Annotated in this window: 26 protein-coding genes and 1 tRNA gene; 11 read left to right on the forward strand and 16 right to left on the reverse strand. The window is 69.9% G+C overall.

Translation table 11 applies throughout. From position 1 onward, the window contains the following. Window positions 1-100 precede the first annotated feature (100 nt). From BUB57_RS13570 to BUB57_RS13580, 3 genes are all read left to right on the forward strand, one after another. Window positions 101-556: a RidA family protein gene (locus tag BUB57_RS13570; protein WP_073068073.1), complete on the forward strand. Its 456-nt coding sequence runs from the start codon at window positions 101-103 to the stop codon at window positions 554-556. A gap of 178 nt (window positions 557-734) precedes the next feature. After that, on the forward strand, window positions 735-1,490 hold the full coding sequence (locus tag BUB57_RS13575; RefSeq protein ID WP_073067948.1) for a glycerophosphodiester phosphodiesterase family protein: 756 nt from the start codon (window positions 735-737) through the stop codon (window positions 1,488-1,490). Beyond that, window positions 1,478-2,203, forward strand: coding sequence for an SDR family oxidoreductase (locus BUB57_RS13580; protein WP_073067950.1), 726 nt, complete (start codon window positions 1,478-1,480; stop codon window positions 2,201-2,203). Before BUB57_RS13575 ends, BUB57_RS13580 begins: the two co-directional genes overlap by 13 nt. A 27-nt stretch (window positions 2,204-2,230) precedes the next feature. Here the strand turns inward: BUB57_RS13580 and BUB57_RS13585 are convergent, their stop codons facing one another. The 12 genes from BUB57_RS13585 to BUB57_RS13640 all read right to left on the reverse strand — a co-directional run bounded on the left by BUB57_RS13585 (window position 2,231) and on the right by BUB57_RS13640 (window position 11,955). Continuing rightward, window positions 2,231-2,695, reverse strand: coding sequence for a PTS sugar transporter subunit IIA (locus BUB57_RS13585; protein WP_073067951.1), 465 nt, complete (start codon window positions 2,693-2,695; stop codon window positions 2,231-2,233). A gap of 87 nt (window positions 2,696-2,782) precedes the next feature. Next, window positions 2,783-3,364: a ribosome hibernation-promoting factor, HPF/YfiA family gene (gene hpf, locus BUB57_RS13590; RefSeq protein WP_073067954.1), complete on the reverse strand. Its 582-nt coding sequence runs from the start codon at window positions 3,362-3,364 to the stop codon at window positions 2,783-2,785. 194 nt (window positions 3,365-3,558) lie between these two features. Beyond that, the gene (gene lptB / locus BUB57_RS13595) at window positions 3,559-4,320 is read right to left on the reverse strand and encodes an LPS export ABC transporter ATP-binding protein (protein WP_073067956.1); all 762 of its coding nucleotides are present in this window, start codon (window positions 4,318-4,320) and stop codon (window positions 3,559-3,561) included. Continuing rightward, on the reverse strand, window positions 4,320-4,805 hold the full coding sequence (gene lptA / locus BUB57_RS13600; protein WP_073067958.1) for a lipopolysaccharide transport periplasmic protein LptA: 486 nt from the start codon (window positions 4,803-4,805) through the stop codon (window positions 4,320-4,322). Before lptA ends, lptB begins: the two co-directional genes overlap by 1 nt. 61 nt (window positions 4,806-4,866) lie before the next feature. Next, window positions 4,867-5,448, reverse strand: a complete 582-nt coding sequence (locus tag BUB57_RS13605; RefSeq protein WP_073067960.1) for a hypothetical protein — start codon at window positions 5,446-5,448, stop codon at window positions 4,867-4,869. 12 nt (window positions 5,449-5,460) lie between these two features. Then, window positions 5,461-6,417, reverse strand: coding sequence for a KpsF/GutQ family sugar-phosphate isomerase (locus tag BUB57_RS13610; protein WP_073067962.1), 957 nt, complete (start codon window positions 6,415-6,417; stop codon window positions 5,461-5,463). Window positions 6,418-6,426: 9 nt separating this feature from the next. Then, window positions 6,427-7,041, reverse strand: a complete 615-nt coding sequence (locus BUB57_RS13615; RefSeq protein ID WP_073067964.1) for a ribonuclease D — start codon at window positions 7,039-7,041, stop codon at window positions 6,427-6,429. Window positions 7,042-7,124: 83 nt separating this feature from the next. Next, a complete protein-coding gene (locus tag BUB57_RS13620) occupies window positions 7,125-8,054 on the reverse strand; it encodes an SDR family oxidoreductase (protein WP_084732158.1) in 930 nt (309 codons plus the stop codon). 119 nt (window positions 8,055-8,173) lie between these two features. Continuing rightward, entirely contained in the window at window positions 8,174-9,253 is a 1,080-nt protein-coding gene (locus BUB57_RS13625; RefSeq protein WP_073067966.1) for an AI-2E family transporter, read from the reverse strand. Window positions 9,254-9,358: 105 nt separating this feature from the next. Further along, entirely contained in the window at window positions 9,359-10,072 is a 714-nt protein-coding gene (locus tag BUB57_RS13630) for a hypothetical protein (protein WP_073067968.1), read from the reverse strand. A 93-nt stretch (window positions 10,073-10,165) separates the two neighbouring features. Then, window positions 10,166-10,969 (reverse strand): undecaprenyl-diphosphate phosphatase, encoded by an 804-nt coding sequence (locus BUB57_RS13635; RefSeq protein ID WP_073067970.1) that lies wholly within the window; start codon window positions 10,967-10,969, stop codon window positions 10,166-10,168. Continuing rightward, a complete protein-coding gene (locus BUB57_RS13640) occupies window positions 10,969-11,955 on the reverse strand; it encodes a complex I NDUFA9 subunit family protein (RefSeq protein WP_073067971.1) in 987 nt (328 codons plus the stop codon). The genes BUB57_RS13635 and BUB57_RS13640 overlap by 1 nt, the downstream gene beginning before the upstream one ends. A 222-nt stretch (window positions 11,956-12,177) precedes the next feature. Between BUB57_RS13640 and BUB57_RS13645 the strand changes: the two genes are divergently transcribed. The 3 genes from BUB57_RS13645 to BUB57_RS17320 all read left to right on the forward strand — a co-directional run bounded on the left by BUB57_RS13645 (window position 12,178) and on the right by BUB57_RS17320 (window position 14,766). After that, window positions 12,178-12,262 (forward strand) — tRNA-Leu (locus BUB57_RS13645). Window positions 12,263-12,415: 153 nt separating this feature from the next. After that, window positions 12,416-14,137 (forward strand): sensor histidine kinase, encoded by a 1,722-nt coding sequence (locus tag BUB57_RS13650; RefSeq protein WP_159435577.1) that lies wholly within the window; start codon window positions 12,416-12,418, stop codon window positions 14,135-14,137. Beyond that, window positions 14,134-14,766 carry a response regulator transcription factor gene (locus BUB57_RS17320; RefSeq protein WP_073067973.1) on the forward strand — a complete coding sequence of 211 codons (633 nt, stop codon included), beginning with the start codon at window positions 14,134-14,136 and terminating at the stop codon, window positions 14,764-14,766. The genes BUB57_RS13650 and BUB57_RS17320 overlap by 4 nt, the downstream gene beginning before the upstream one ends. A 115-nt stretch (window positions 14,767-14,881) precedes the next feature. On the opposite strand, the gene BUB57_RS13660 is transcribed toward BUB57_RS17320, so the two are convergent. Further along, window positions 14,882-15,886, reverse strand: a complete 1,005-nt coding sequence (locus tag BUB57_RS13660) for a c-type cytochrome (RefSeq protein ID WP_073067975.1) — start codon at window positions 15,884-15,886, stop codon at window positions 14,882-14,884. Window positions 15,887-16,056: 170 nt separating this feature from the next. Between BUB57_RS13660 and BUB57_RS13665 the strand changes: the two genes are divergently transcribed. The 5 genes from BUB57_RS13665 (at window position 16,057) to BUB57_RS13685 (ending at window position 20,305) form a co-directional block, all read left to right on the forward strand. Next, complete coding sequence (locus BUB57_RS13665; RefSeq protein WP_073067976.1) at window positions 16,057-16,677, forward strand: DUF1269 domain-containing protein; 621 nt, start codon at window positions 16,057-16,059, stop codon at window positions 16,675-16,677. 86 nt (window positions 16,678-16,763) lie between these two features. Further along, window positions 16,764-17,555 carry a monofunctional biosynthetic peptidoglycan transglycosylase gene (mtgA, locus tag BUB57_RS13670; RefSeq protein WP_407670370.1) on the forward strand — a complete coding sequence of 264 codons (792 nt, stop codon included), beginning with the start codon at window positions 16,764-16,766 and terminating at the stop codon, window positions 17,553-17,555. A 92-nt stretch (window positions 17,556-17,647) separates the two neighbouring features. Beyond that, window positions 17,648-18,328: an FtsZ-binding protein FzlA gene (gene fzlA, locus BUB57_RS13675; RefSeq protein ID WP_073067980.1), complete on the forward strand. Its 681-nt coding sequence runs from the start codon at window positions 17,648-17,650 to the stop codon at window positions 18,326-18,328. A gap of 52 nt (window positions 18,329-18,380) precedes the next feature. Continuing rightward, the gene (gene queG, locus BUB57_RS13680) at window positions 18,381-19,394 is read left to right on the forward strand and encodes a tRNA epoxyqueuosine(34) reductase QueG (protein ID WP_073067982.1); all 1,014 of its coding nucleotides are present in this window, start codon (window positions 18,381-18,383) and stop codon (window positions 19,392-19,394) included. Beyond that, window positions 19,391-20,305 (forward strand): DMT family transporter, encoded by a 915-nt coding sequence (locus BUB57_RS13685; RefSeq protein WP_073067984.1) that lies wholly within the window; start codon window positions 19,391-19,393, stop codon window positions 20,303-20,305. Before queG ends, BUB57_RS13685 begins: the two co-directional genes overlap by 4 nt. A 6-nt stretch (window positions 20,306-20,311) precedes the next feature. Here BUB57_RS13685 and BUB57_RS13690 read toward each other — a convergent pair whose 3' ends face one another. From BUB57_RS13690 to BUB57_RS13700, 3 genes are all read right to left on the reverse strand, one after another. Further along, a complete protein-coding gene (locus BUB57_RS13690; protein WP_073067985.1) occupies window positions 20,312-21,691 on the reverse strand; it encodes a hypothetical protein in 1,380 nt (459 codons plus the stop codon). Between the two features lie 103 nt (window positions 21,692-21,794). Beyond that, window positions 21,795-23,447 (reverse strand): DUF5927 domain-containing protein, encoded by a 1,653-nt coding sequence (locus BUB57_RS13695; protein ID WP_073067987.1) that lies wholly within the window; start codon window positions 23,445-23,447, stop codon window positions 21,795-21,797. After that, a complete protein-coding gene (locus tag BUB57_RS13700; RefSeq protein WP_073067989.1) occupies window positions 23,444-24,442 on the reverse strand; it encodes a glycosyltransferase family 2 protein in 999 nt (332 codons plus the stop codon). The genes BUB57_RS13695 and BUB57_RS13700 overlap by 4 nt, the downstream gene beginning before the upstream one ends. Window positions 24,443-24,632 lie beyond the last annotated feature (190 nt).

The following is a 24,632-nucleotide window of genomic DNA, read 5'->3' on the forward strand; positions in this document are numbered from 1 at the left end:
AGCGCCTCCCCCCGGGATATTTGGGAACCGCCCGAAGGGGGCATGGTCAAGCGCCGCGGCGCCCGCTAGCCTGCCCGCGATGAAATCCCCGGAGGAGCCCATGTCGTTCGACGCCCGCATCGCCCAGCTTGGCATCACCCTGCCCGACGCCCCCGCCCCGGCGGCCAACTATGTGCCCTATGTGCAAAGCGGCAATCTGCTGTTCGTGTCGGGCCAGATCTCGGCCGGCCCCGACGGGCTGATTCGCGGCCGGCTGGGCGACGACATGGACGCGGACGCGGGCGCTGCGGCGGCGCGGGCCTGCGGGCTGGCGCTGATCGCGCAGGCGCGGGCGGCGCTGGGGTCGCTGGACCGGATCGCGCGGGTGGTGAAGCTGACCGGCTTCGTGAACTCGACCCCCGATTTCACCGATCAGCCCGAGGTGGTGAACGGCTGTTCCGACCTGATGGTCGAGGTGTTCGGCGAATCCGGCCGCCACGCCCGCGCCGCGGTCAGCGCCGCCGCCCTGCCCCGCGGCGTCGCGGTCGAGGTCGAAGCGATCTTCGAAATCGCGTGAGGCTGATTCTTCCTTGTAAAAATATCCCGGGCTTCCGAGCGCCCGGAATAGGAGGCGGATCAGAAAACAGCCCCCAAGGCTGTTTTCCCGCCGGATGGTCCGGTGGACCGTTTTCAACGACGAAGGCCACGGCAGTGGCCCGGGGGCTGGCCCCCGCTCCTGTCCCCGGCGCAATTCCATGCTGCACCCAGTTTTCCTGACCCGCCCGCTGGCGCATCGCGGCCTGCACGGGCCGGGAGTGCCGGAAAACGCGCTGCCTGCGTTCCGGGCCGCGATCGCCGCGGGCTACGGGATCGAGCTGGACGTGCAGCCCGCCCGCGACGGCACGCCGCTGGTGTTCCACGATTCCGGGCTGCGGCGGCTGGCGGGGATCGACGCGCCGGTCAGCAGCCTCAGCGTAGCCGAGGCCGCCGCTTGCCGCCTGCTGGGCACCGCGCACGGCATCCCGACGCTGGAGGAGGTGCTGGCCCTGGTCGCCGGCCGGGTGCCGGTGCTGATCGAGGTCAAGGACCCGGACGGGGCGCTGGGGCCCGAGATCGGCGAACTGCCGGACCTTGTGGCGCGGATCACCGCCGTCCACGCGGCAAAGGGGCATCCGGTCGCGGTGATGAGCTTCAACCCGCATATGGTGGCGGCGATGGCGCGGCCGGCACTGGCCACGGGGCTGACCAGTTGCGGTTTTGCCGCCGCGGACTGGCCGCTGATCGACGCGGCGCGGCGGGCGGCGCTGGCGCGGCTTGAAGACTTCGACGCAGCCGGCGCCTGTTTCATCTCGCACGACTGCACCGATCTGGACAATCCGGCGGTGCTGGGGCTGGCGCGGCGCGGGTTTCCCGTGCTGTGCTGGACCATCCGCTCGGCCGCGGCCGAGGCTGCCGCGCGCCGCATCGCCCGCAACATCACCTTCGAGGGGTATCGACCATGCGCATCCTGATCACCGGCGGCACCCGCGGCATCGGCCGCGCCACCGCATTGTCCTGCGCGGCGCGGGGCTGGACCACGGCGCTCGGCTATCGCGGCGACGCGGAAGCGGCCGAGGAAACGCTGGCCGCAATCCAAGCGGCGGGGGGCAAGTCCAGCATCCATGCCGCGGATATCGCCGACCCCGGACAGGTGGCGGCGCTGTTCGATGCGGCGGCCGCGGCGATGGGCGGGCTGGACGCGGTGGTGGTCAATGCCGGGATCGTCGCGCCGGTGATGCCGCTGGCCGAGATGACGCCCGAGCGGATCGAGCGCGTGGTCCGGGTCAACCTGACCGGGGCGCTCTACTGCGCGCGCGAGGCGGCGCGGCGGCTGCCGGACGGGGGCGCGATGGTGCTGATGTCCTCGGCCGCGGCGCGGCTGGGCTCCCCGGGGAAATACGTCGATTATGCCGCGGCCAAGGGCGGGGTCGACACGCTGACCACCGGGCTGTCTCTGGAACTGGCGCCGCGCCGGATCCGGGTGAACGGGGTGCGCCCCGGCATCATCGATACCGAGATCCACGCCGACGGCGGCGAGCCGGACCGGGTCGCGCTGCTGGGTCCCGGCCTGCCGCTGGGCCGCGCCGGCCGGGCCGAAGAGGTCGCGGCGGCCGTGGTCTGGCTGCTGTCGGACGAGGCGAGCTATACCAGCGGCGCCATCATCGACGTGGCGGGGGCGCGCTAGCCGCCCCAAAAACTCAGGCGGGAGACCTCAGGCGGCCGAGGTTTCCTGCGCCGCCGCCAGCACCGCGTGCAGCGCCACCGGGTCGTCGTTGGCGCGCAGCTTGGCCCGCATGTCGGCGTCGCGCAGGGTGCGGCTGACCAGCGCCAGCGCCTTGAGATGTTCCACCCCGGGGCTGTCGGGGGCCAGCAGCGCGAACACCAGATCGACCGGCTGGCGGTCCACGGCGTCGAAATCCATCGGCTTGTCCAGCCGCAGGAACAGCCCGGCGACCTTTTCCAGCCCCGGAATCCGCGCATGGGGCAGCGCCACGCCATGGCCGACCCCGGTCGCGCCCAGGCTTTCGCGTTCCTGCAACGCGTCCAGCGTCGCCGCCGCATCCAGCCCGTAAGCCTGCGCCGCCATTTCGGCCAGGTCGTGAAAAAGCCGCTTCTTGGAACTGACCTGCGCCTGCGAGCGCACGGCCGCCGGGGAAAGAATCTCGCTGATCCGCATTTCCTGCTGTCCTAGCCCGTCCTTGCCGCAGCCAAAGGCCGGAGATGGCGCCCCACCTCCGGCCCGGGGTATTCGACGCCCGCGGCGTCAGCTCAGGTTTCGAGGGTCGATCCAGCCCACATTGCCGTCGTCGCGGCGGTGGACCACATTGACGCCCCCATGTTTCTCATTGCGGAAGACCAGCATCGGCACTCCCGCAAGCTCCATCTGCATGACTGCGTCACCGACCGAAAGCGTCGGTACGCGGGTTTCCATCTCGGCCACGATGATGGGCTGCAGGCCGGCATCGTCCTGCGATTCCCATTCATCCTCGTCGGCCGCCAGCACATAGCTGGACGCGGCAGCGTATTCAACCGGCGAGGTCCGGTCCTTGTAATGGTCCTTGAGCCGGCGCTTGTAGCGGCGCAGCTGCTTGTCCATCTTCTCGCGGCATTTCTCGAAGGCGGCATAGATGTTGTCGGCATCCTGCCCCTTGGCCTGCACGGTCAGGCCGGTCGCCAGATGCACCACCGCGTCGCAGATGAAATAATGGGCATCGCGCGAAAAGATCACCGTGGAGTCGGTCGGCCGCTGGGCATATTTCTCGAAGGTTTCGCCCAGTTCGTTGCGGACGTGCGTCTGAAGCGCTTCGCCGACGTCGATCTGCTTTCCACTGATCTGATAACGCATGGTTCTTTACCTTTCCGAAAACCCGGCCCTGCCGCAGGGCCGCTGCGGGCGGGGGGGCCGGGACCAGAGCCCGTTGCGGACCCCTGAGAGTCATTTGGTGACAGCTTCCCGGCGCTGTCAATCTCGGCGGAAAATTGCCGCATCGCGGCATCACGCGGACGCGAACCCGCCGCTGCGGCAGGACCCGCCGCCGGTCAGGCGGCGGTGAAAGTATCGCCCAGATAGACCTCGCGCACGCGCTCGTCGGCGATGATCTCGTCGGTGGTGCCCGACATCAGCACGGTGCCGTCGTGCAGGATATAGGCGCGGTCGACGATGCCCAGCGTGGCGCGGACGTTGTGGTCGGTGATCAGCACCCCGATGCCGCGCGACTTGAGATCCTGCACCAGCATGCGGATATCGGCCAGCGCGATGGGATCGACGCCGGCAAAGGGTTCGTCCAGCAGCAGGAACGACGGATTCGCCGCCAGGCAGCGCGCGATTTCCACCCGGCGCCGCTCGCCCCCCGACAGCGCCATGGCGGGCGCGTGGCGCAGATGGCCGATCGAGAAATCGCCCAGCAGCTCTTCCAGCCGGTCGCGCTGCTTGTGGCGGCGCTTGTCGGTGATTTCCAGCACCGCCATGATGTTCTGTTCGACATCGAGCCCGCGGAAGATCGACATTTCCTGCGGCAGATAGCCGATGCCCAGCTGCGCGCGGCGAAACATCGGCAGGGCGCTGACATCGCGGCCGTCGATGCTGATCCGGCCGGCGTCGGGCATCACCAGCCCGGCCACGCAATAGAAACAGGTGGTCTTGCCCGAGCCGTTCGGCCCCAGCAGCGCCACCACCTCGCCCCGGTCCAGCCGCAGCGACACGTCGCGCAGGACCAGCCGGTTGCTGTAGGATTTGCGCAGCCCCTCGACCCACAGGCCGCGCGACGGGTCGGGGGCGGCGGCTTGATCGGTGCCCGGCATCATTCCTGCCCCGGTTGCAGGACGCTGCGCACCCGACCCGACACGGTGGCGGTGCCGTCCTTCAGGTTCACCTCGATGCGGTCACCGGCCAGCACGCTTTCACCGCGGGTCACGATTGCGTCACCGGTCAGCACCACCTGCCCCGAATCGACGTCATAGACCGCCTGCGCGGCTTCGGCCGCATCCTCGCCGCTGACCAGCGTCACCCCGCCCGAGGCATCCAGCGCCTTGATCCGCTGTTGCCCGCCCTCGCCATAGATCACGGTGACGGTTGCGGCCGAAAGCCGCATCTCGCCCTGCCCGATCAGCACGTTGCCGGTGAACACCGCCTGGCCGGTGGCCTGGTCGACGCGCAGCGAATCGGCCGTGACCTCGACCGGGGCCGCGGTGTCGGCCCGCATCCCCCCGAAGGTGACGGTCTGCGCCAGTCCGGGCGCGGCGCCACCCAGCGCCAGCAGGCCGGCAAGGGTCAGGACTCGCAGCATCGTCGGCTCCTTGTGTCGCGGCCGGTTTGCGGGCCGGTTTCGTGAAGCGGGGGCAGAGGCATCACGGGCGGTATAGCAGGCGCACGCCTTCGTTCAATTCCAGAACCTGCCCGGCCCCGGCGTCCGAGGGGCGGATCAGCATCCGCCCGGCCTCGAGCTGACCGAACGGGGCGGTGACCTGCACGGTTTCATCTGCGCGCAGCGTGTCGGCGGCGGTGTCGGCCTCGAAACTGGGGCCGCGCATCTCCCACCCCGAGGACAGCGCCATCCGCACCCCTCCGTCCAGCCGGATGCTGGTGTCCTGCGTCTCGGCGCGGGGCGCGGTCAGCTCGATCATCAGCCCGTCGCGGGCGCGCCAGTCCAGCACCAGCGCGCTGGCGGTGCCGCTGTCGCCGCCGCCGTTGCCCAGCGCCGCCCGCGCCGCGCGCAGGGTGACGCTGGCGCCTTCCGGCGTCACGGTGGTATATTCGGGGGCGCCGATGCCGGGGCTGCGGCCCAGATCCTCGGCGCTGCCCTCGGCATAGGGGATCGCGGGCTCGACGGTCTCGGACTTGCGGCCCAGCAGGAACAGCACCGACAGCAGCGCCAGGGCCGCCAGTGGCAGCAGCACGCGCAGCAGCCTGACCAGGCGGGTGCGGAACATCCCAGCCCCGCCCTAGACCATGCCCGCCCGCAGGCAGTCGTGGATATGCAGGATCCCCTGCGGCAGGCCGTCGCGCACCGCGAACAGGCTGGTGATCTTGCTGCCCTGCATCTCGGCCAGCGCGGCCTCGGCCAGCGCCTCGGGCGCGATCGAACGGGGGTTGCGGGTCATCACCTCGCCCGCGCGGCGGTCGAGCAGCCCCTGCATGTGACGGCGCAGGTCGCCGTCGGTGATGATCCCGACCAGCCGGCCGCCATCATCGGTGACCCCGGTCACGCCGAAGCCCTTGCGGGTGATCTCCAGCAGCGTGTCGGTCATCGGCGCGTCCATACCCACCAGCGGCATGTCGTCGTGCATCAGGTCCTGCACCCGCGCCAGCCGCGCCCCCAGCTTGCCGCCGGGGTGGAAGGTGCGGAAATGTTCGGGGGTAAAGCGGCGATGTTCCATCAACGCCACCGCCAGCGCATCGCCCAGGGCCAGCGTCATGGTGGTCGAGGTGGTGGGCACGATCCCGGTCCCGCAGGCCTCTGCCGCCTGCGGCAGCAGCAGCGTCACGTCGGACTGGCGCAAGAGCGTCGAGCCCTCGCGCCCGGCGATGCCGATCAGCGGGATGGCAAAGCGGCGGGTATGGGCGACGATATCAGCGATCTCCGGCGTCTCGCCGCTGTTGGACAGCACCAGCGCCACGTCGCCTTTCGTCACCATGCCCAGGTCGCCGTGACTGGCCTCGGCCGGGTGCACGAATTGCGCGGGCGTGCCGGTCGAGGCCAGCGTCGCCGCGATCTTGCGCCCGACATGGCCGGACTTGCCCATGCCCGACACCACCACCCGGCCGCTGGCCTGCAGGATCAGCCGCACCGCGTCCTGGAACGGCTGCGCCAGCCCGTTGTCCAGCGCGGTTTCCAGCGCGGCGAGCCCCTGCGCTTCGGTGCTTATCACCCGGCGGGCGGTATCGACATATTCGCTCATGCGCCCGACCTAGTGATGAAAGATGTCATTGTCATCGCCCCAGCCCAGCAGGTCCAGATGCGCGCGGGTCGGCAGGAAATCGAAACACGCCTGCGCGAGTTCCGTCCGCCCCTCGCGCGCCAACCGCTGTTCCAGCTCGGCCTTGAGCGCGTGCAGATGCAGCACATCCGAGGCCGCGTATTCCAGCTGCGCCGGCGACAGCTCGGCCGCGCCCCAGTCGCTGGTCTGCTGCTGCTTGGAGATATCGACGCCGACCAGATCCGACAGCAGATATTTCAGCCCGTGCCGGTCGGTGAAGGTGCGCACCATCTTGGAGGCGATCTTGGTGCACCAGACCGGGGCGGTGACGACTCCGAACGCGTTTTCCAGCGCCGCGATGTCGAAGCGCCCGAAATGGAACAGCTTCAGCGTCGCGGGGTCCGCCAGCATCCGCACCAGGTTCGGGGCCTGCCGCTGGCCCGGCGCGATCTGCACCAGATGCGCATTGCCGTCGCCGCTGCTTATCTGCACCAGGCACAGCCGGTCGCGGCGCGGGTCCAGCCCCATGGTTTCGGTGTCGATGGCCACGACCGGCCCCAGCTCCAGCCCGTCGGGCAGGTCGTGGCGGTGAAGATGGATGGTCATATGCGCTGGTCCCCAAGGCTATCGCCACGGGGAATGCCCGCCGCCGCCGCCAGCGTCAACCGCAGCGGCGGCGGGGCGCGGCATCAGCCGGTGCCGCTGCCGCCGGTCGCGGCATAGACCTCGCCGGTGATATAGCTTGCCTCGTCGCTGGCCAGCAGCACGTAGATCGGGGCAAGCTCCACCGGCTGCCCGGCGCGACCCAGCGGCGTGTCGGCGCCGAAATCCTTCAGCGCCTCTTTCGGCTGGCCGCCGCTGACCTGCAGGGCGGTCCAGAACGGCCCCGGCGCCACCGCGTTCACGCGGATGCCCTTGGGCGCCAGCTGCTTGGCCAGCGCCTGCGCGAACGCCTTGTCCGCCGCCTTGGTCATCGCGTAATCCAGCAGGTCCTTGGACGGCGCGAAAGAGTTGACCGAGGCGGTGACGATGATCGAGGCGCCTTTCTGCAGATGCGGCAGCGCCTGCTGCGCCATCCAGAACGGCGCATAGATATTGGTCTTCATCGTGGCATCGAAGGCTTCCGAGGTGATGTCGGCGATCGAATCCTGCGCCTGCTGGCGCCCGGCATTCAGCACCAGCACCTCGAGCCCGCCCAGCTGGCGCAGCGCGTCGTCCACCACCTTGCGGGCGGCATGTTCGTCGCGGATGTCGGCGGGCAGGGCGACGGCGGTGCGGCCCTCGGCCTCGATCAGCGCGATGACGCTGTCGGCGTCGGACTGCTCGTCGGGATGATAGCAGATCGCGACATCGGCGCCCTCGCGGGCAAAGGCGATGGCGGCGGCGCGGCCGATGCCGCTGTCGCCGCCGGTGATCAGCGCGCGCTTGCCGTTCAGCCGGTCGCGGCCCTTGTAGCTTTCCTCGCCGTGGTCGGGCGCCGGCTCCATCTTTTCCACCAGCCCCGGCCAGGGCTGCTGGTCGTCGGAATAAGGGTTCAGCGGCAGGCGCGGATCCTCGATCGCGCCAGAGCGATACGGGGGGATGACGGGTTCGGTCTTGTCCTTTTCCTTTCCGGGCATGGGCGGGCCTTTCGCAAACTGGGGGAATCAGTGCGAAAAACGCGGGACCGGGGCGGATGTTCCCGCACCCGCTGCCAGTGGCAGGATCGCGCCGCGGGCGAACCGGGCGGGGCGCAGCCTCAGTCCGGGCGCGGCTGTTCGGTCTGGGGCGAGCGGCGGCGGCGGATGCGGGCGCGGTATTCGGCGTCGAAATAGCGCACCACCACCCCGGCGGCGGCGGCCAGCGGCACCCCCAGCAGCAGCCCGGCAAAGCCGAACAGCGTGCCGCCCACCGCCAGCGCCAGCAGCAGCAGCACCGGGTGCAGCTTGACCGAATCGCCGACGATGCGGGGGGTGATGAAATTGCCCTCGACCACCTGCCCGGCGACGAAGACAAAGGCGATCAGCGCCACCTGCCCCCAGTCGCCCCAGTACTGCACCAGCGCCACCCCGGTGGCGAGGATGAAGCCGGAAAACGACCCCAGATAGGGGATGAAGTTCAGCGCCCCCGACAGCAGCCCGATCAGCAGCGCATAGTTCAGCCCCAGCGTCATCAGCACCGTGGAATAGAACGTGGCCAGCAGCGCCCCCACGATCACCTGCCCGCGCACGAAGCCGGTCATCACCCCGTCGATGTCGCGCGCCAGCCGCCGGATCAGCGGCGCCTGCTCCGGCGGCAGCCTGCGGTCGGCCCCGGCCACGATGCGGTTCCAGTCGTAAAGCAGGTAGATCGAGATCGTCAGCGTCGCGATGATGAACACCACCGTGCCGACCGCGCTGAGCACCGTGTTGACCGTGCCCCCCACTAGCGCCAGCGCCATCAGCCGCAGCCGCTCGGTAAAGTCGGTCATGATCTGGCGCAGGAACGAGCCGTCGTCCTCCATCACCTCGGGAAAGCGCAGGGTCAGCAGGTCGAAGCCGGCGCGCACCGTGCGCGGCAGCGCCTCGACCGCCTCGCGCACCTGCCCCAGCAGCGCCGGCAGCAGCCACAGCGCCGAGGCGACCAGCGCCGACAGCCCGACCAGCGCGATCACCGCCACCGCCCAGGCCCGTGACAACCCGATCCGTTGCAGCCGGTTGGCCAGCGGATTCAGGAAATAGGCCAGCGCCGTGCCCAGCACGAAGGGGGCCAGCACATGGCCCAGCCGGTAGACCAGCGCCACGACCAGCGCGACCGCGGCCAGCGCCCAGATCGTCCGCGGCCGAACCATTACCAGCATTGCATCTGCCCCCCGATATCGGCCCGGACTATCGGCGACCGCGCCGGTTTTCGCAACGCGACGCGCCGGGCCGGCCCGGGGGCGGCCGGGAGGGCAGCGGCACCCCTAATGAGAGCCACCTGCGCCCAGGCTGACCATCTGCACGTCGCAGTCATAGTCGGGCCGGGTCGAGCCGAACCCCGGCTCTCCGCGCCGGATGAAGCGCACGGGGCTGTCGTCGCTGTCAACTTCCTGCCCCTGCCAGTCGGCCGAATGCTCGACGCCGCCGAAGAAGCGGCCGAACTCGCGGCTGACGAACTGCGTGCCGCTGCGCTCGATCAGCAGCTCGCCCGTTTCGGCAAAGCTGCGCAGCTGGAAGCGGGTGGTGTCCAGCTGCTCGCCGTCGATCTCGACCTGGCCGGTCAGCTCGTCGCGGCCGATATGGCGCAGCCGCTCGCCGCTGTCCGAGACGGTCCAGAAGTCGAAATCGTCCTGCCCGGTGCGCAGCAGCCCCGACAGGCTGGCGTGGTCGCGGGATTGCGGCTCCAGCCGGTCGCTGATGCCGCTGACCAGATCGGTGCTTTCCATCCAGCGGGTCTCGGCGTCGATGCGGGAATGATAGACCGCACCCTCGCGGGTGAAATAGACCACATGCTGGTCGCCCGGCGCGTCCGAGTCGCAGCGGTAATGCTGGGCGACGGTGCATGAACGCTGCTGGACGGTCAGTTCCAGCGTGCAGCCCGACGGCGGGCGGAACTCGGCCGCGCCGACTTGCGCCGGCAGCAGGCCCGCGGTGGCGGCCGCCAGCATCCCGGCCCTGATCCAGTGTGAATCGCGCATGGTTCCCCCTGTCGCGGCAGCTTAAACCCGCGCGGGGGCGGCAGGCAATCGCGCGGGTGGCCCACGCGGCCAGCTACCGGGTTGACGTTCGGTTCAGCCGACCAGCCACAGCCCGGCCAGCGCCAGTGTGCCGACGGCGATGCGCCACCAGGCGAACAGCCCGTAGCCATGGGCCGAGACGTAGTTCAGCAGCCAGCGCACCACGAAGATCCCGGCGACAAAGGCGCAGACGAACCCCACCGCGACATTGGTCAGCGCCGCCGCATCCAGCGCCGCGCGGGTCTTGTAGAGGTCATAGGCGAACGCGCCCGCCATGGTCGGCATCGACAGGAAAAAGCTGAACTCGGCCGCCGCGCGCTTGCTGGCCCCCATCAGCAGCGCGCCCACGATGGTGGCGCCGGAACGCGACACCCCCGGCACCATCGCCAGGCATTGCGCGAACCCGATGGCGACGGCGGCGCGCAGCGGCAGGTCCTCGGCCTCGTCAAAGCTGGGATTGGTGGCGATGCGGTCGACGAACAGCAGCACGAAACCGCCCAGGATCAGCATGACCGCGATCAGCGCCGGGGTCTCGAACAGCACCTGCTTGATCAGCCCGTGCGCCAGCACCCCCACCACCACCGCCGGCAGGAACGCGACCAGCACCGCCAAGATGAAGCGGCGCGCGCGCGGGTCGTGCGGGGCGGCGGAAAAGATCGCCCACAGCCGCCCGGCATAGACGCCAAGGATCGCCAGGATCGCGCCCAGCTGGATCAGCACCTCGAAGGCGCGGCCGGGGCTGTCGAAGCCCAGGAAATGCCCCGCCAGCAGCAGATGCCCGGTCGAGGACACCGGGATGAACTCGGTCAGCCCCTCCAGCAGACCAAGGAAGGCCGCAACGATCGTGCCATCCTGCATCACTCTTGGCGCAGGTTCTTCGCCGATGCCTTGATGGCGTCATATTGCCCCGAGGGCCGGAAGCGCCACAGATATTCGTGCACCACCGCTGCGACGGCAGTGGGGGTGATGCCCAGCTCGGCCAGCCCGGGCGCACCCTCGCGCACGCGGTTGGGGCTGCGCAGGAACCGGGCCTGGTCGCGGGTCATCACCGGGTTCGACACCAGCCCGCCGGTCAGCGCCGACACCGCGTCAAGGGAAAAGCACAGGATCCCGGTCACGAACCCGGGCAGCCCCAGAAAGGCGCGGCGGCGCCCGGTGGTGCGGGCCACCAACCGCGCGATCTCGCGCATGGTCATCACGTCGGGGCCGCCCAGCTCGTAGATGCCGGGGGCGGCCTCGCCGGTGGCGCCCTTGGCGGCGGCGCGGGCCACGTCCTCGACATAGACCGGCTGCAGCACCGCGCGCGGCGCGGGCAGCGGCAGGATCGGCCCCAGCCGCATCATCCCGCCCAGCTTGTTGAACAGCGTGTCATCCGGCCCGAACATAGCCGAGGGGCGCAGGATCACCGCGTCGGGGCGGTGTTCCAGCACCCGATGCTCGCCCACCGCCTTGGAGGCGGCGTAGTGGCTGGGCGATTTCAGATCCGCCCCCAGCGCCGAGACATGGACGAATCGCTCGACCCCGCGCTCGGCCGAGATGCGGGCGATGCGGCCGGCAGCCTCGTCATGCACGGCGTCGAAGCTGTTGCGGCCCTGGCGGCGCATGATGCCCACGCAGTTGATCACCGCATCGGCATCGGCCATCGCCGCCGCCACCGACAGGTCGTCGCGGACATTGCAGAACACCGGCTCGACCTGGCCGACATGGCCATAGGTGCGCACGATGCCCGCCTGGTTGGGCCGGCGCACCGCGACGCGGACCCGCCAGCCGTCGGCCGCCATGATCCGCGCGATCTGCCGGCCCAGAAAGCCAGAACCGCCATAGATGGTGACCAGCCGTGCCATGCCTCGCCCTCCGGGGTGCCGGCGCGTCAACTTCGCGCCCGCAAGCGTGATAGCGAACCACCGCCGGGGCATCAAGCGCAGCCGGGTCCCCGCGCCATTCCGCCGCCGAAAGCGCACCGAGGAGGGCGCAGGAAAAGGGGCCGCGAAAAATTTCACCGCCACCCGCAGAAGGGGCGTTGACACTCCCCGCGGCTGGCTCTACATCCCCCGCTCACGACACCGGCCCAGGTGGCGGAATTGGTAGACGCGCACGGTTCAGGTCCGTGTGCCGCAAGGCGTGGAAGTTCGAGTCTTCTCCTGGGCACCATCGTCTAGAACGCCGGGAAGCATTGCTTCCCGGCGTTCTGCGTTTCGGGGGCGGGGACGTCGCTGTTGCCTTTCGGGGCGGCGATTGCTTCCTGCACCCATGTCGATTTTCCCGCGATTCGCCGTCATCTGTCTTGTGCTTGTGCTTTCCTGCATGGCGCTGTCCGCCCCGCCGGCGCTGGCGCAGGTCCGCGTGGGCGTGCTGGTCGTGCAGGACGAATCCGATGCGACGCGCGAATTCGCCCCGACCATCGCCCATCTGAACCAGGCGCTGCCGGGGCGGGATTTCGTGCTGGTGCCGCTGCCGCTGGACGCGCTGTCGCAGGCCGCGGCGACCGGGGCGGTGGATTTCCTGATCACCAACCCCGGGCATTACGTCGCGCTGGGGTCGCGGCTGGGCGTCACGCGCATCGCCACGATCGAGCGGCTGGACGGCGGCGACGCCAGCGGGCGGGTCGGCTCGACCGTGATCACGCCGCTGCGGCCCGGGCACCCGCGGAACTGGCAGGACCTGGTGGACCTGCGCATCGCCATCACCACCCGCGACGCCTTTGGCGGCTGGCAGGTCGCCCTGCGCGAGATGCTGGACGCGGATGCGCGCCCGCGCGGGCCGCTGGTCGAGACCGGCTTTCCCATGATGAACGTGGTCGAGGCGCTGCGCGCGGGTCGCGCCGACGCTGGGGTGCTGCGCGCCTGCCTGCTGGAATCGCTGATCGACCGCGGGCTGGTGGCCGAAGGCGAATTCGCCGTGGTCGCGGAACGCGACGCGGGCGGCCTGCCCTGCCGCCTGTCCTCGCGCCTGTACCCGGACTGGCCCTTTGCGCGGCTGCCGGGCGTGGACCGCGGACTGGCACGGCAGGTGGCGGTGGCGCTGCTGACCATGCCCGCGGCCCAGGGGCGCCGCTGGGCCGTGCCCCACGACTATGGCGCCGTGCAAGAGCTGTTCCGCGAGCTGCGGCTGGGTGCTTTCGAGGACATGCCCCACCGCAGCCTGCTGGACTATCTGCGCGCCCATTGGCACTGGTTCGCGGGCTTCGCGCTGGCGGTGCTGTGGTGGGCGATCCATTCCGCCCGCGTCGAGGTGCTGGTGCGCCGCCGCACCGCCGAGCTGACCCGCGAGATGGCCGAGCGCAACCGCGCCGAAGCCGAGGCCCGCCAGCACCGCGAGGAACGCGACCAGTATGCGCGGCTGGGAATCCTGGGCGAGATGGCCTCGTCCATCGCGCATGAGCTGAACCAGCCGCTGGGCGCGATCACCAACTACGCCGAGGGGCTGACCCGCGCCATCGACCGCGGGCAGCCGGACCCGGTCTTCCTGCGCGACGGGGTGCGCGGCATCGCCGGGCAGGCCGACCGTGCCGGGACCATCATCCGCCGCATCCGCAGCTTCCTGCACCGGCGCGAGCCGCAACGCGAGGCGCTGGACCTCAACGAGGTGGCGCGCGGGCCGCTGTCGCTGTTCGGCGCCGCGGCCGGACGGCGCGGGATCGCGCTGCGCTTCGATCCCGCGCCCGCGCTGCCGCCGGTGATGGGGGACAGGGTCGAGATCGAGCAGGTGCTGCTGAACCTGCTGCAGAACGCGCTGGATGCCTCCGAGGACGCGCCTCGGGGCGAGATCCGGCTGAGCACCTCTTGCGGCGGCGGCATGGTGACGATGACGGTGCGCGACCACGGCAGCGGCCTCTCGCTCGGGGACGCGCAGCATATCTTCGACGCATTCTATACAACCAAGGACCGCGGGCTGGGGCTGGGGTTGCCGATCTGCCGGACCATCGCCGAAAGCCACGGCGGGGAACTATGGGCCGAGCCGCGGCCGGACGGGCTGGCGATGCATTTCTCGCTGCCCGCGGCCACCGGACCAGAGGAGGCAGAATGACCGCGGAACCGCTGATCCTGATCGTGGACGACGACGAGGGGCTGCGCCGGTCCCTGCAGTTCCTGTTCGCCTCGGCGGGGCTGGAATCGCAAAGCTGGGACAGCGCCGAGGCATTCCTGGCCGACCTGCCGGCGGGGGGCCCGGTCCGGCCCGGCGCGCTGGTGCTGGACTGCCGGATGCCCGGCATGGGCGTGCTGGCGCTGCTGCGCCTGCTGGGCGAACGCGGCTATCCGCTGCCCGTTGTCATCATCACCGGCCACGGCGATGTCCGCATGGCGGTCGAGGCGCTCAAGACCGGGGCCTATGACTTCATCGAGAAACCGTTCCGCGAACAGCATCTGCTGGATACGGTCGAGGCGGCGGCCGCGGTGTCGCGCGACTGGCTGGAACGCGACGCAAGGCGCCGCGGCGTGGCCGAGCGGCTGGCCCGGCTGAACCGCCGCGAACGCGAGGTGCTGGAACGGGTGCTGGAGGGCAAGGCCAACAAGATCATCGCCCACGAGCTGGACCTGTCGATCAAGACCATCGAGGTCTATCGCGCCGCGCTGATGGACAAGATGCAGGCCGGTTCGGTGGCCGAGCTGGCGTTGCTGGTCGCGTCGCACCGGGATGGCGCGGCGCGGGGCTGAGGGAAATGGGGGCTTTGCCCCCTCGCCGGCCGGGGCCGGCTTCCCCCAGGGTATTTGGGCCAGAAAGAAATCCCGAGGTGGCGAAAGGGGCGCGCGGTGGCGCCCCTTTTGATGGTCATTGCGCGGCGCGCTCGGCCTCTTGCCGTTTTTTCAGCTCGGCCGCCTGCCACTCGGCGATGGGCTTGAAGGGGCCGAACTTGTGCTGCTCGGCCGGGAAGTCGCCGGCCCAGGGGGCGAAGGGCATGTCCACCGCCTTGCGCAGCCGGTCCGGGAAATCGTTTTCCATGCCCGGTTTCTGCTGGCGCGACTGGGTGTTGATATAGGCGGCGACGTCATAGGCTTCGTCCGGGGTCAGGACGCGGTTTTCGTGGTCCGCGCCTTCGGGCATGTTTGCAAGGATGAAGCGATAGGCCATCACCACCCGGTACATGCCCGCTCCGTCGTTGTAGCTGTCGTCGCCATGGACCGGCGGATAGAGATAGCCGGCCAGGTCCCCCACCTCGCCATTGCGCATCCCTTCGCCGTCGTCGCCGTGGCAGACTGCGCAATGTTCCTCATACACCAGCTTGCCGGCGGCCGGGTCGGCGGCGCGGTCGGGCGCTGGCTCTGGGATGGTGCCGCCGCCGATCAGCTTGGCGCCGACCGGGATTCCGGCGGACAGAAAGGCGATATAGGCCGAAATGCCGCGCATCTCGGCGCTGTCGAGCGGCAGCGGCCGGCCCGCCATCGAGCGTTCCATGCAGCCGTTGATCCGGTCCTCGACCGTCTGCAGGTCGTTTTCGCGGGCGCGGTATTGCGGGAACACCGCCGTCACGCCGGTCCAGGGCATCGCAAAGGGCTTGGTCGCCTCCTCCTGGTGGCAGCTGGTGCAGGCCAGGTTGTTGCCGGCGTAACGCATGGATTCGTCGGCGACCTCGGGGCCGATCACGGCATGGGTTTCGGTCGCAAGCCGGTGGCCATAGCGCACGGCGCGGCCGAAATCGTCGTCGCCCAGCGTCTCGATATCCGGGATGGGCCAGGCGCGCAGGTCGATTTCCGCGGGGGCGGCCTGCCCCAGCGCGGTGGCGGAAAATGCAAGCACAAGCGGAATGGCGGTCAGGGGGGCGTGGAAATGTCTCATCGGGATACTCGCTTGCTTTGGCCGAACCCTCTTTGTCGGCACGGCTTATGGTCCCAAGCCGGGGGCGGACCGTCCAGCTAGGGAAAACCCGAAGTGGCGCGAGGTCGCAGGCGGCGAACCGGGGCGACTCCTGCGGCGTTGGGCGGCATCATCATGTTTCGGAGGTTCCCATGTCCCAGTTGATCGTCGTCGGCTTCGATGCCGAGGAGGATGCGTTCGCGCTGCGCAAGGATCTTGCCGCCGCGCAAAAGGAATATCTGCTGCGGCTCGAGGATGCGGTGGTGGTCACCCGCCCCTCGGCGGGGGAATACCAGCTGCACCAGGCCATGAACCTGACCGCCACCGGGGCGCTGACCGGCACCTTCTGGGGCGGGCTGATCGGGCTGCTGTTCCTGGCGCCGCTGGCGGGGGCGGCGATCGGCGCGGCCTCGGGGGCGCTCGCGGGCAGCGCCACGGATTACGGGATCAACGACGATTTCATCCGCGAGATCGGCAGGACCGTCCCCGAGGGCGCGGCGGCGGTGTTCATCCTCGCCTCGAACGTCAACCTGGACAAGCTGCTGCCGCGGCTGGAACGCTATGCGGGGGCGCGGGTGATCCGCACCTCGCTGTCGGATACCGACGAGGCGCGGCTGCGCGCGGCGCTGGCCGGGACCGGCGGGCAGCCTGCCCCGGGCGCGGTGCAGGGTGCGGCAGCGGGGGGCGCGGCGACGGTGGCGGTCGGGGCGGCGTCCCCGACCGAGGGCGCGCCGGTGGCGGGCCGTCATCCCGTGCCGCCCGAGACTCTGTAGCTGTCCAAGGATAACGGCGGATTTCCTCGAGAATGCCGTGACAGGGTTTCCTTGACGGGGGCCGCGGTGGCGTGACACCACGCGTCATGACGTCACCGGACCCCTTTTCCGGCGCGCCGCCCCCCGACGCGCTGCCCATGCCGTCGCCGCCCGCCAGACGGCGCCGGCGGCGCGGCGGCTGGGCGGCGGCGGTCAGCCGGGGCTGGCGGTCGCTGCGGCGGGCGGCGCTGGCCCCGGTCTGGCGCACATTGCGCTGGCTGGGGCTGCGGTTCCTGGCGCTGATGCTGGCACTGGTGGTGCTGTTCGGCTGGGTCCTGAACCCGCCGACCACCTGGACGATCCTGGCCGAGGGCACCAGCGTGAAGCGGCAATGGACCCGCGCCGACGACATCGCCCCGGTCATGCTGCGGTCAGTGGTGGCGGCCGAGGACGCCAATTTCTGCCTGCACTGGGGTTTCGATATGACCGAGATCCGCCGCGTGATCGCGCGGGGGGAACGGCGCGGCGCCTCGACCCTGACCCAGCAGACCGCCAAGAACGTCTATCTGTGGCAGGGGCGCAGCTGGGCGCGCAAGGCGCTGGAAACGCTCTACACCCCGATGATCGAAGCGGTGTGGAGCAAGCGCCGCATCCTCGAGGTCTATCTGAACGTGGCCGAGTTCGGGCCCGGGGTGTTCGGCATCCACGCCGCCGCGGCGCATCATTTCGGAACCACCCCCGACGCGCTGAGCGCGCGGCAGGCGGCGGCGCTGGCCTCGGTGCTGCCGGGGCCAAAGACCCGCGCCGCGCAGACTGGCAGCCGGCGGACCCGCGCCATCGCCGACGGGGCCGCGACCATCCGGCGCGACGGGCGCGCCGCCTGTTTCGAGCGGGACTGACCGGCGGGGGACCCTGGTCGCCGCGCGCAGTTGAAACACGCAACCGGCGCGCGTATGAACCTCTCATCCCCAAGAAGCAGTCATTCCGGCCGATGAACACGCCCTCGACCCCTCGCCTCTACCATATTCCCCTGTCGCCCTATTGCCGCAAGGTGCGGCTGGTGCTGGGCGAAAAGCGCATCGACGTCGAGCTGGTCGAGGAGCGCTGGTGGGAACCGGGGTCCGAGATCCTGCGCCGCAACCCCGCCGGCAAGATCCCGGTGCTGCGGATGGACGGGCGGCTGTGGGCGGAAAGTCAGGCGATCGTCGAATATCTGGACGAGACCCACCCGAACCCGCCCCTGATGCCCGACACCCCCGCCGGGCGGCACGAGGTGCGCCGGCTCTGCGCCTGGTTCGACGACAAGTTCAACGCCGAGGTGACGCGGCCGATCCTGTCGGAGCGGGTGTGGAAAAAGGTGATGAAGGCCGGCTACCCGGATTCGCGGCTGGTCAAGTCCGGGCTGCGGGCGGTCAAGGAACATATCGACTATCTCGGCTCGCTGCTGGACGAGCGGAAATGGCTGGCCGGCAACATGCTGACGCTGGCCGATTTCACCGCGGCGGCGCATCTGTCCTGTCTCGACTACATCTCGGACGTGGACTGGGACCGCTCGACCTCGCTCAAGGACTGGTATGCGACGGTGAAATCGCGCCCGGCCTTCCGTAGCGTGCTGGCCGATCAGGTGTCGGGGCTGGCGCCGGCGCCGCATTATGCCGAGCTTGATTTCTGAGAAGGGGGGCGCTGCCCCCCGGCCTTCGGCCTCCCCCCGGGATATTTGGGTGATGAAGAAGGCGCTGGTCGCGCGCGCGCTGGACGAGGGGTTTTCGGCGGTGCGCGTGACCACCCCCGACGCGATCCCGCAGGCGGCGGCAAGGCTGGCGGAATATGTGGCGCAGGGCCGCCACGGGCAGATGGGCTGGATGGAAGAGCGGATGCACTGGCGCGGCGCGCCGGACGCGCTGTGGCCCGAGGCCCGCGCGGTGGTGATGCTGGCCGAGACCTATACGCCCCCGCATGACCCGCGCGAGGATCTGGCCCGCCGCGATCGTGGCGCGGTCAGCGTCTATGCGCAGGGCAAGGATTACCACGACATCGTGAAAGCGCGGCTGAAGCGCGTGGGCCGCTGGCTGATCGAGCAGGCGGGCGGCGAGATCAAGGTGTTCGTGGACACCGCCCCGGTGATGGAAAAGCCGTTGGCGCAGGCCGCGGGGCTGGGCTGGCAGGGCAAGCACACCAATCTGGTCAGCCGCGAGCTGGGCAGCTGGTTCTTTCTGGGCGCCATCTTCACCACCCTGCCGCTGCCCCCCGATCCGCCGGAACCCGACCGCTGCGGGTCCTGCCGCGCCTGTCTGGACGCCTGTCCGACCAACGCCTTTCCGGCGCCGTTCCAACTGGATGCGCGGCGCTGCATTTCCTATCTGACCATCGAGCACAAGGGACCGGTGGACGAGGAATTGCGCCCCCTGCTGGGCAACCGCATCTATGGCTGCGACGACTGCCTGGCCGCCTGCCCCTGGAACAAGTTCGCGGCCGAGGCGCGCGAGATGCGCTATCACGGCCCCCATCGCGCGCCGCCCTTGGCCGAGCTGGCGGTGCTGGACGATGCCGCATTCCGCGCCCGGTTTTCCGGCAGCCCGATCAAGCGCATCGGGCGCGACCGCATGGTGCGCAACGTGCTTTATGCGATCGGCAACAGCGGCGACCCGGCGCTGCGCCCGCTGGCCGCGGCGCGCTTGGGCGACCCCGACCCTGCGGTCGCCGATGCCGCTGCCTGGGCGCTGGGGCGGCTGCCATGAGAAACCCCACCACGGGGATCCTGCTGAAGCTGGGCAGCGTGGCGCTGTTCACCGCGATGGCCGCGATCCTCAAGGGCACGGCGGCGGCGGTGCCCGCGGGCGAGCAGATGTTCTTTCGCTCGCTGTTCGGGCTTCCGGTGATCCTGGTCTGGCTGGCGTTGCGGGGCGAGCTGGCCACCGGGCTGCACACCGCCAATCCGATGAGCCACGCCTATCGCGGCATCGTCGGCTCGATCTCGATGGGCTGCACCTTTGCCGGGCTGGGGCTGCTGCCCTTCCCCGAGGCCACCGCCCTTGGCTATGCCATGCCGCTGATGATCGTGATCTTCGCCGCGATGTTCCTGAACGAGCGCGTGGGCGTGTTTCGGCTGAGCATGGTGGCGCTGGGGCTGGCGGGGGTGCTGATCGTGCTGTCGCCGCGGCTGTCGGTGGGGGTGGGGGACGTCTCGGCCTCGCAAAGCCTCGGCGCGGTGCTGGCGCTGACCGGGGCGAGCTTCGGCGCGCTGGCGCAGATCTTCATCAGCCGGATGGTGCTGACCGAAAAACCCTCGGCGGTGGTGTTCTGGTTCCTGGCCACCTCGACGGTGCTGTCGCTGGTCACGCTGCCCTTTGGCTGGCGGGTACCGGATGCGGGGACCGCGGCGCTGCTGATCGCGGCCGGCGTGATGGGCGGGGCGGCGCAGATCATGCTGACCTCGTCCTATCGCTTTGCCGATGCCTCGCTGGTGGCGCCGTTCGATTACGCCTCGATGCTGCTGGCGATGGCGATCGGCTGGTTCGTGTTCGCCGAGCCGACCTCGGGACGGATGCTGGCCGGGGCGGCGGTCATCATCGCCGCGGGTGTGGCGATCATCCTGCGCGAGCGGCAGCTGGGCATCAACCGCGCCCGCCGGGCCGAGACGCCGCGTTAGGGCCCGTCACGGCCGGTCAGGAAAGCCGAAGGCAACGTAGTCGCGCAGATAGGCGGCCTTGGCGGCGCGGCGCAGCGCCGGGTCGTCCAGGCAGTCCGGCAGCGGTTCGGGCGCAGGGCCGTCGCGGTCGATTCCTGTCGCGCGCGCCAGAAATCCCAGCTCGGCCGCCATCCGATCCTCGCGCGCGATCAGGTCGGGGGCGCCGAACTCGGAAAACCCCGCCAGCACCTGCGCCTGCGTGGCCCAGCCGGGATGGGTGGGCAGCCCGGTCTGCCCGTTCAGGTTGCGGCGCAAGAAATCGAGGAACGCCGCGAACAGCGGCAGTTTCCCGGCCTCGGTCAGGGCGGGCAGCACCTCGTCCGCCGGCAGGTCGACCCGGTGGACCCGGCGCAGCAGGTCGCGCAGTTCCGGCGCGCGGGCGAACAGCATGGCGTTGAATGCGTCCCAGGCGCGCGGCAGCGGGTGGCGCAGCACCGTCAGGCTGCGGTGGCCGGGGTGGGCGCGTTTCCACTGGCGCAGGGCGTTGCGGGTCAGCTCGCCCTCGACCCGGCCCAGATCTTCCAGCCAGCGCCGGACCGTCCCGGTCGGGCCGCCGCGCACCGGCATGAACAGCAGCCCCTGCCCCGCCTCGGCCGTCAGGAAGGACGGCACCGCCGGGCCCCGCCGCGGCTCGAACCCCGGGATGCGGTGCAGCTGGAACGGGTCGGTAGCGACCAGCTCTTGCTGCATCGCGTCGAAATTGCTGATCTTTTCGGACATCTCGCGCGGGTTCTGCGGCACCTGGTCCTGCGCGGGCTCCACCCGTTCCAGATCGGTGCAGCCCAGCCAGTGCAGCAGCCCGGTCATCACCTGCGCGTCGCGCAGATCGTCGTAGTTCAGCCAGAACGCGGTCTGCCCGCGGATCTGCAGCGCGTGCTGGATGCGGTCCAGGAACGCTTGCGTTGCCGCCAGGCTGTCGCGAAAACCGGCGGCGTCGAACCGGACCTGCGCGGGGATCGGGGTCTCGGTCTCGTTCAGCTTCCACTGGTTGGTCGCATAGGCGAGCTGGGTCGAGACCCAGCTGTCGAGCGGGTTACGGGTCAGCACGATCTTGGCACAGGTCGGGTCGTCCATCAGCGGCTGGAACATGCGCGGGTCGTGGTCGTGGAAATAGCGGAAGCCCTTGACCTTGCGCGCATTCACCATGTGCTGCCACAGCGCCACCGGGTCCGCGTCGCGATCGGCCAGCGTCATGTCGTACAGGGTGTCCTGATCGGGCCAGCCGATGAAATAGGGGTTATACGCCTCGCCGAAACAGGCGATGTCATGGGCGTTCAGCGTCGCCTCGAGCAGGTTCGAGCCGGTGCGCATCCCGGCGAAGATCACGAAGCTGCGAAACACGGTCATCGGCAGGTCCCCTTGGGCGCGGCCGTCGCGCGGCCCGGTCGGTGTGGATATGGGTGGGCGCAGGCTCAGCCCGGTTTCAGCCCGGCGTTGCGCAGGCGCCGGGTCAGCGGCCGCAGCCCGCTGGTGTCGCGCAGCGGCGGCGGGGGCGGCACGCCGGTGATGCCCTCGTCCGGCCGCAGGCCGAGCACAGCGCCTGCCACACGGTCTCGGGCTGCGACAGCGCCTCGTCCAGGGTCCAGCGGCGGACCTGCGCCTTGACCCAGACCGAGCCGAGCACGTCCAGAAACCGCCGCTCGGACCGATGCAGCCGGGCGGCGATGCGGCGGATGTCGTCAAAGGGCATGTCGCAGCCCAGCAGCGGCACCATCCATGCCCCGGTCACCACCAGCAGCCGCGCATTGGGGTCGGTGGCGATGAACCAGTCCAGATGCTGCCGGTCGCGCGGCGAATGCAGAAAAACGGGCATCGAGTCGGACGAGCGGATCAGCGCCGCCAGAAACCCGCGCGGGTCGAGATCACGCAGCCCGGCGTTGCTGGACAGCGCCCCGGGGCCGATGCGGGCGCCGCCGGCGAACTCGACCTCGTCCCGGGCCAGCACATGGCCATGCACCACCCGCCCCGTGGCCTGCGCGGCGACCAGGGGCAGGTCCCGGAACAGGTCCGCGACCCCGTAAAGCACGACATAGGGCTGCGAGGTCTTGCTGCCCTCGGCATCCTTGCGCGGAAAGCGGCTTTGCATGTACAGCCCCGGCCGCCCTTGCCGGTGGCGGGCAGCGGCGCGGTCCAGCACCGCCTCGACCCGTTCGGCATCGGGTTCGGCCAGCTGCAGCCCGGGGGGCGAGGGCCGGGGAAACGCATCGTAAAGCGCCCGAGCCCCCGGCCAGATCTTGCGCGCCACGAACACCCGCGAGCGGCCGAGCAGCCCCAGGTGGTCGTCGTAGAAGATATGCGGCCGCCCCTGCCCGTCGAACTTGGCCAGCGTCAGCGAGCGGCTTTCGATCCGCACCGAATGGCGGCGCACCAGCGTCTGGAAATAGCTTTCGTCGGGAATCCACACCTGCCGGAAATAGCGGTCGAACTCGCGCCGCCGGGGGTCGTCCAGAATCGCCTGCAAGGTCCGCCGCGTCAGGCACCACCATTGCGAGCCGATATGCGGCGACACCCCCTCGGGCGGCAGGCGGGTCAGCCCCAGCCGCCGCTGCAGCCGCACGCAGCGGTCGAACAGCTTGCGATTCCGCCGATAGGCAAAGGGAAAGCGCAGGGTAAAGCGTTCCTCGTTCAGGCCGCCGATGGTCCAGCCGACCTCGCGCACGCTGACGCTTTCGATGAAATCGGTGTCGGGGTGGTGCGCAAGATACTGCCGCAGCTCGGCCACCGGCCGCAGCGGCAGGCAGGCGCCCGAGACCAGCATCACATGCGAGACCTCGGGCCAGCTTGCCAGCAGCCGCTCCGCCGCCGCCTGCGTGGCCGCCACCAGGCTGAACGTGCCCCACTCGCACGTCCGGCGGGGCGCGAACACCGCCGGGCAATCGGCCAGCGCCGCCTGCATCCGCGCCAGCTCGTCGGCGGGTGCGCTGCGGTCGACGTGGATCGAGACGACCGCGCCGCCATCGGTCCAGATCCGCACCATCCGCGCGGCCAGGTCCAGGTTGTCGTGGCACAGCATGACGATGCCCAGCCGCACCTCGGGCAGCGGCAGCAGGCTGGTCCCGGTGCCGGGCGACAGCGCAAATGCCCCCGCAGCCGGAAGGTTCATGCCCAATTCCCCCGCGAGATCAGCCCCAGCCGCTCGAGCTGTTGCCAGCCGTTGAAGCGGCGCGACTGCTCGCACCAGAAATCAACGCGATCCTGCAGCCCCTGGTGATAGGCGCGGTATTCCTGACTGTCGGCGTAATGCTGGCGGCGCGACAGCTCCTCGGCGGATTTCTCGGCCAGCCCGGGCAGGAACTTGGCGTGCAGCAGCACCCCCGAGGCCATCTCGCCGCCGTTTTCGTCGTAGACCACGTTCAGCGCGCGCGGCAGCGCCATGTGGGTCGAGCTGACATAGGCGTATTGCGGCTGCCAGCGGACCAGCGGCACCTTGTTCAGCGCCGGCGCGCTTTGCGGATCATCGGCAAAGAACATGCGCGCCCGCGGGCCGCCCTGGATCCAGAGGTTGCGATAGAAACGATTCTTGCGGATCGCGTAGTTCGCCGGGTCGAACCATGCGGCGATCTCGAACGGGTCCTGCCCCTCGCGATAGGGCTGGGCGCCGACGGGGCCGCGGGGATACATGTCCAGCAGCATCGCGGGAAATGACCGGCGCCCCGAGGCGTCCAGCCAGTCGGTCAGCGCCGGCAGCGGGCGGCTGTCGCAATGCGGGTAGACCAGGAACTCGTCGGGGTCGACGGTCAGGCACCAGTGGCCGCTGCCGTAAAGCCGCAGCAGATGGTTGATCCAGTCCATGCCGAAGCGCGATTCGCGATAGCTGTCAGCGGTGGTCCACAGCGAGACATCCGGCTGCGCTTCCAGGAACTCGCGGCTGCCGTCGGTGCTGGCGTTGTCCACCACCAGGAAATGCCCGGCCCCCAGGCGCCGGTAATAGTCGAGAAACCACGGCAGCCGGACGTGTTCGTTGCGCAAGGTGACAAAGACGAGGATATCGCGCCGCCCGATGCGGCCCGTGCGGTCGCTGACCGAGGCCAGCCGGAAGCTCCGCGCCAGCGCCCGCAGCAGGAAATACTGCCTCAGCGCCCGCAGCCGGACCAGCATTGCCAAACGGGTTCTTCGCACGACGCTTCTCTTGCCGGCTTCAGCGGCTGTCGAATTTTGACTAAATTATTTTAAGGCGGGATTATTTTATTACCAAACGTTAATCAACAGGATAGCGAAAATCCGCTGCATCCAGCCCTCAGATGCGACAGGGCGTCGCACCCCCGGGCGCGCAGCGGTCAGCCCGGCC

The sequence above is a fragment of the Paracoccus solventivorans genome, from assembly GCF_900142875.1.
Classification (GTDB): domain Bacteria; phylum Pseudomonadota; class Alphaproteobacteria; order Rhodobacterales; family Rhodobacteraceae; genus Paracoccus; species Paracoccus solventivorans.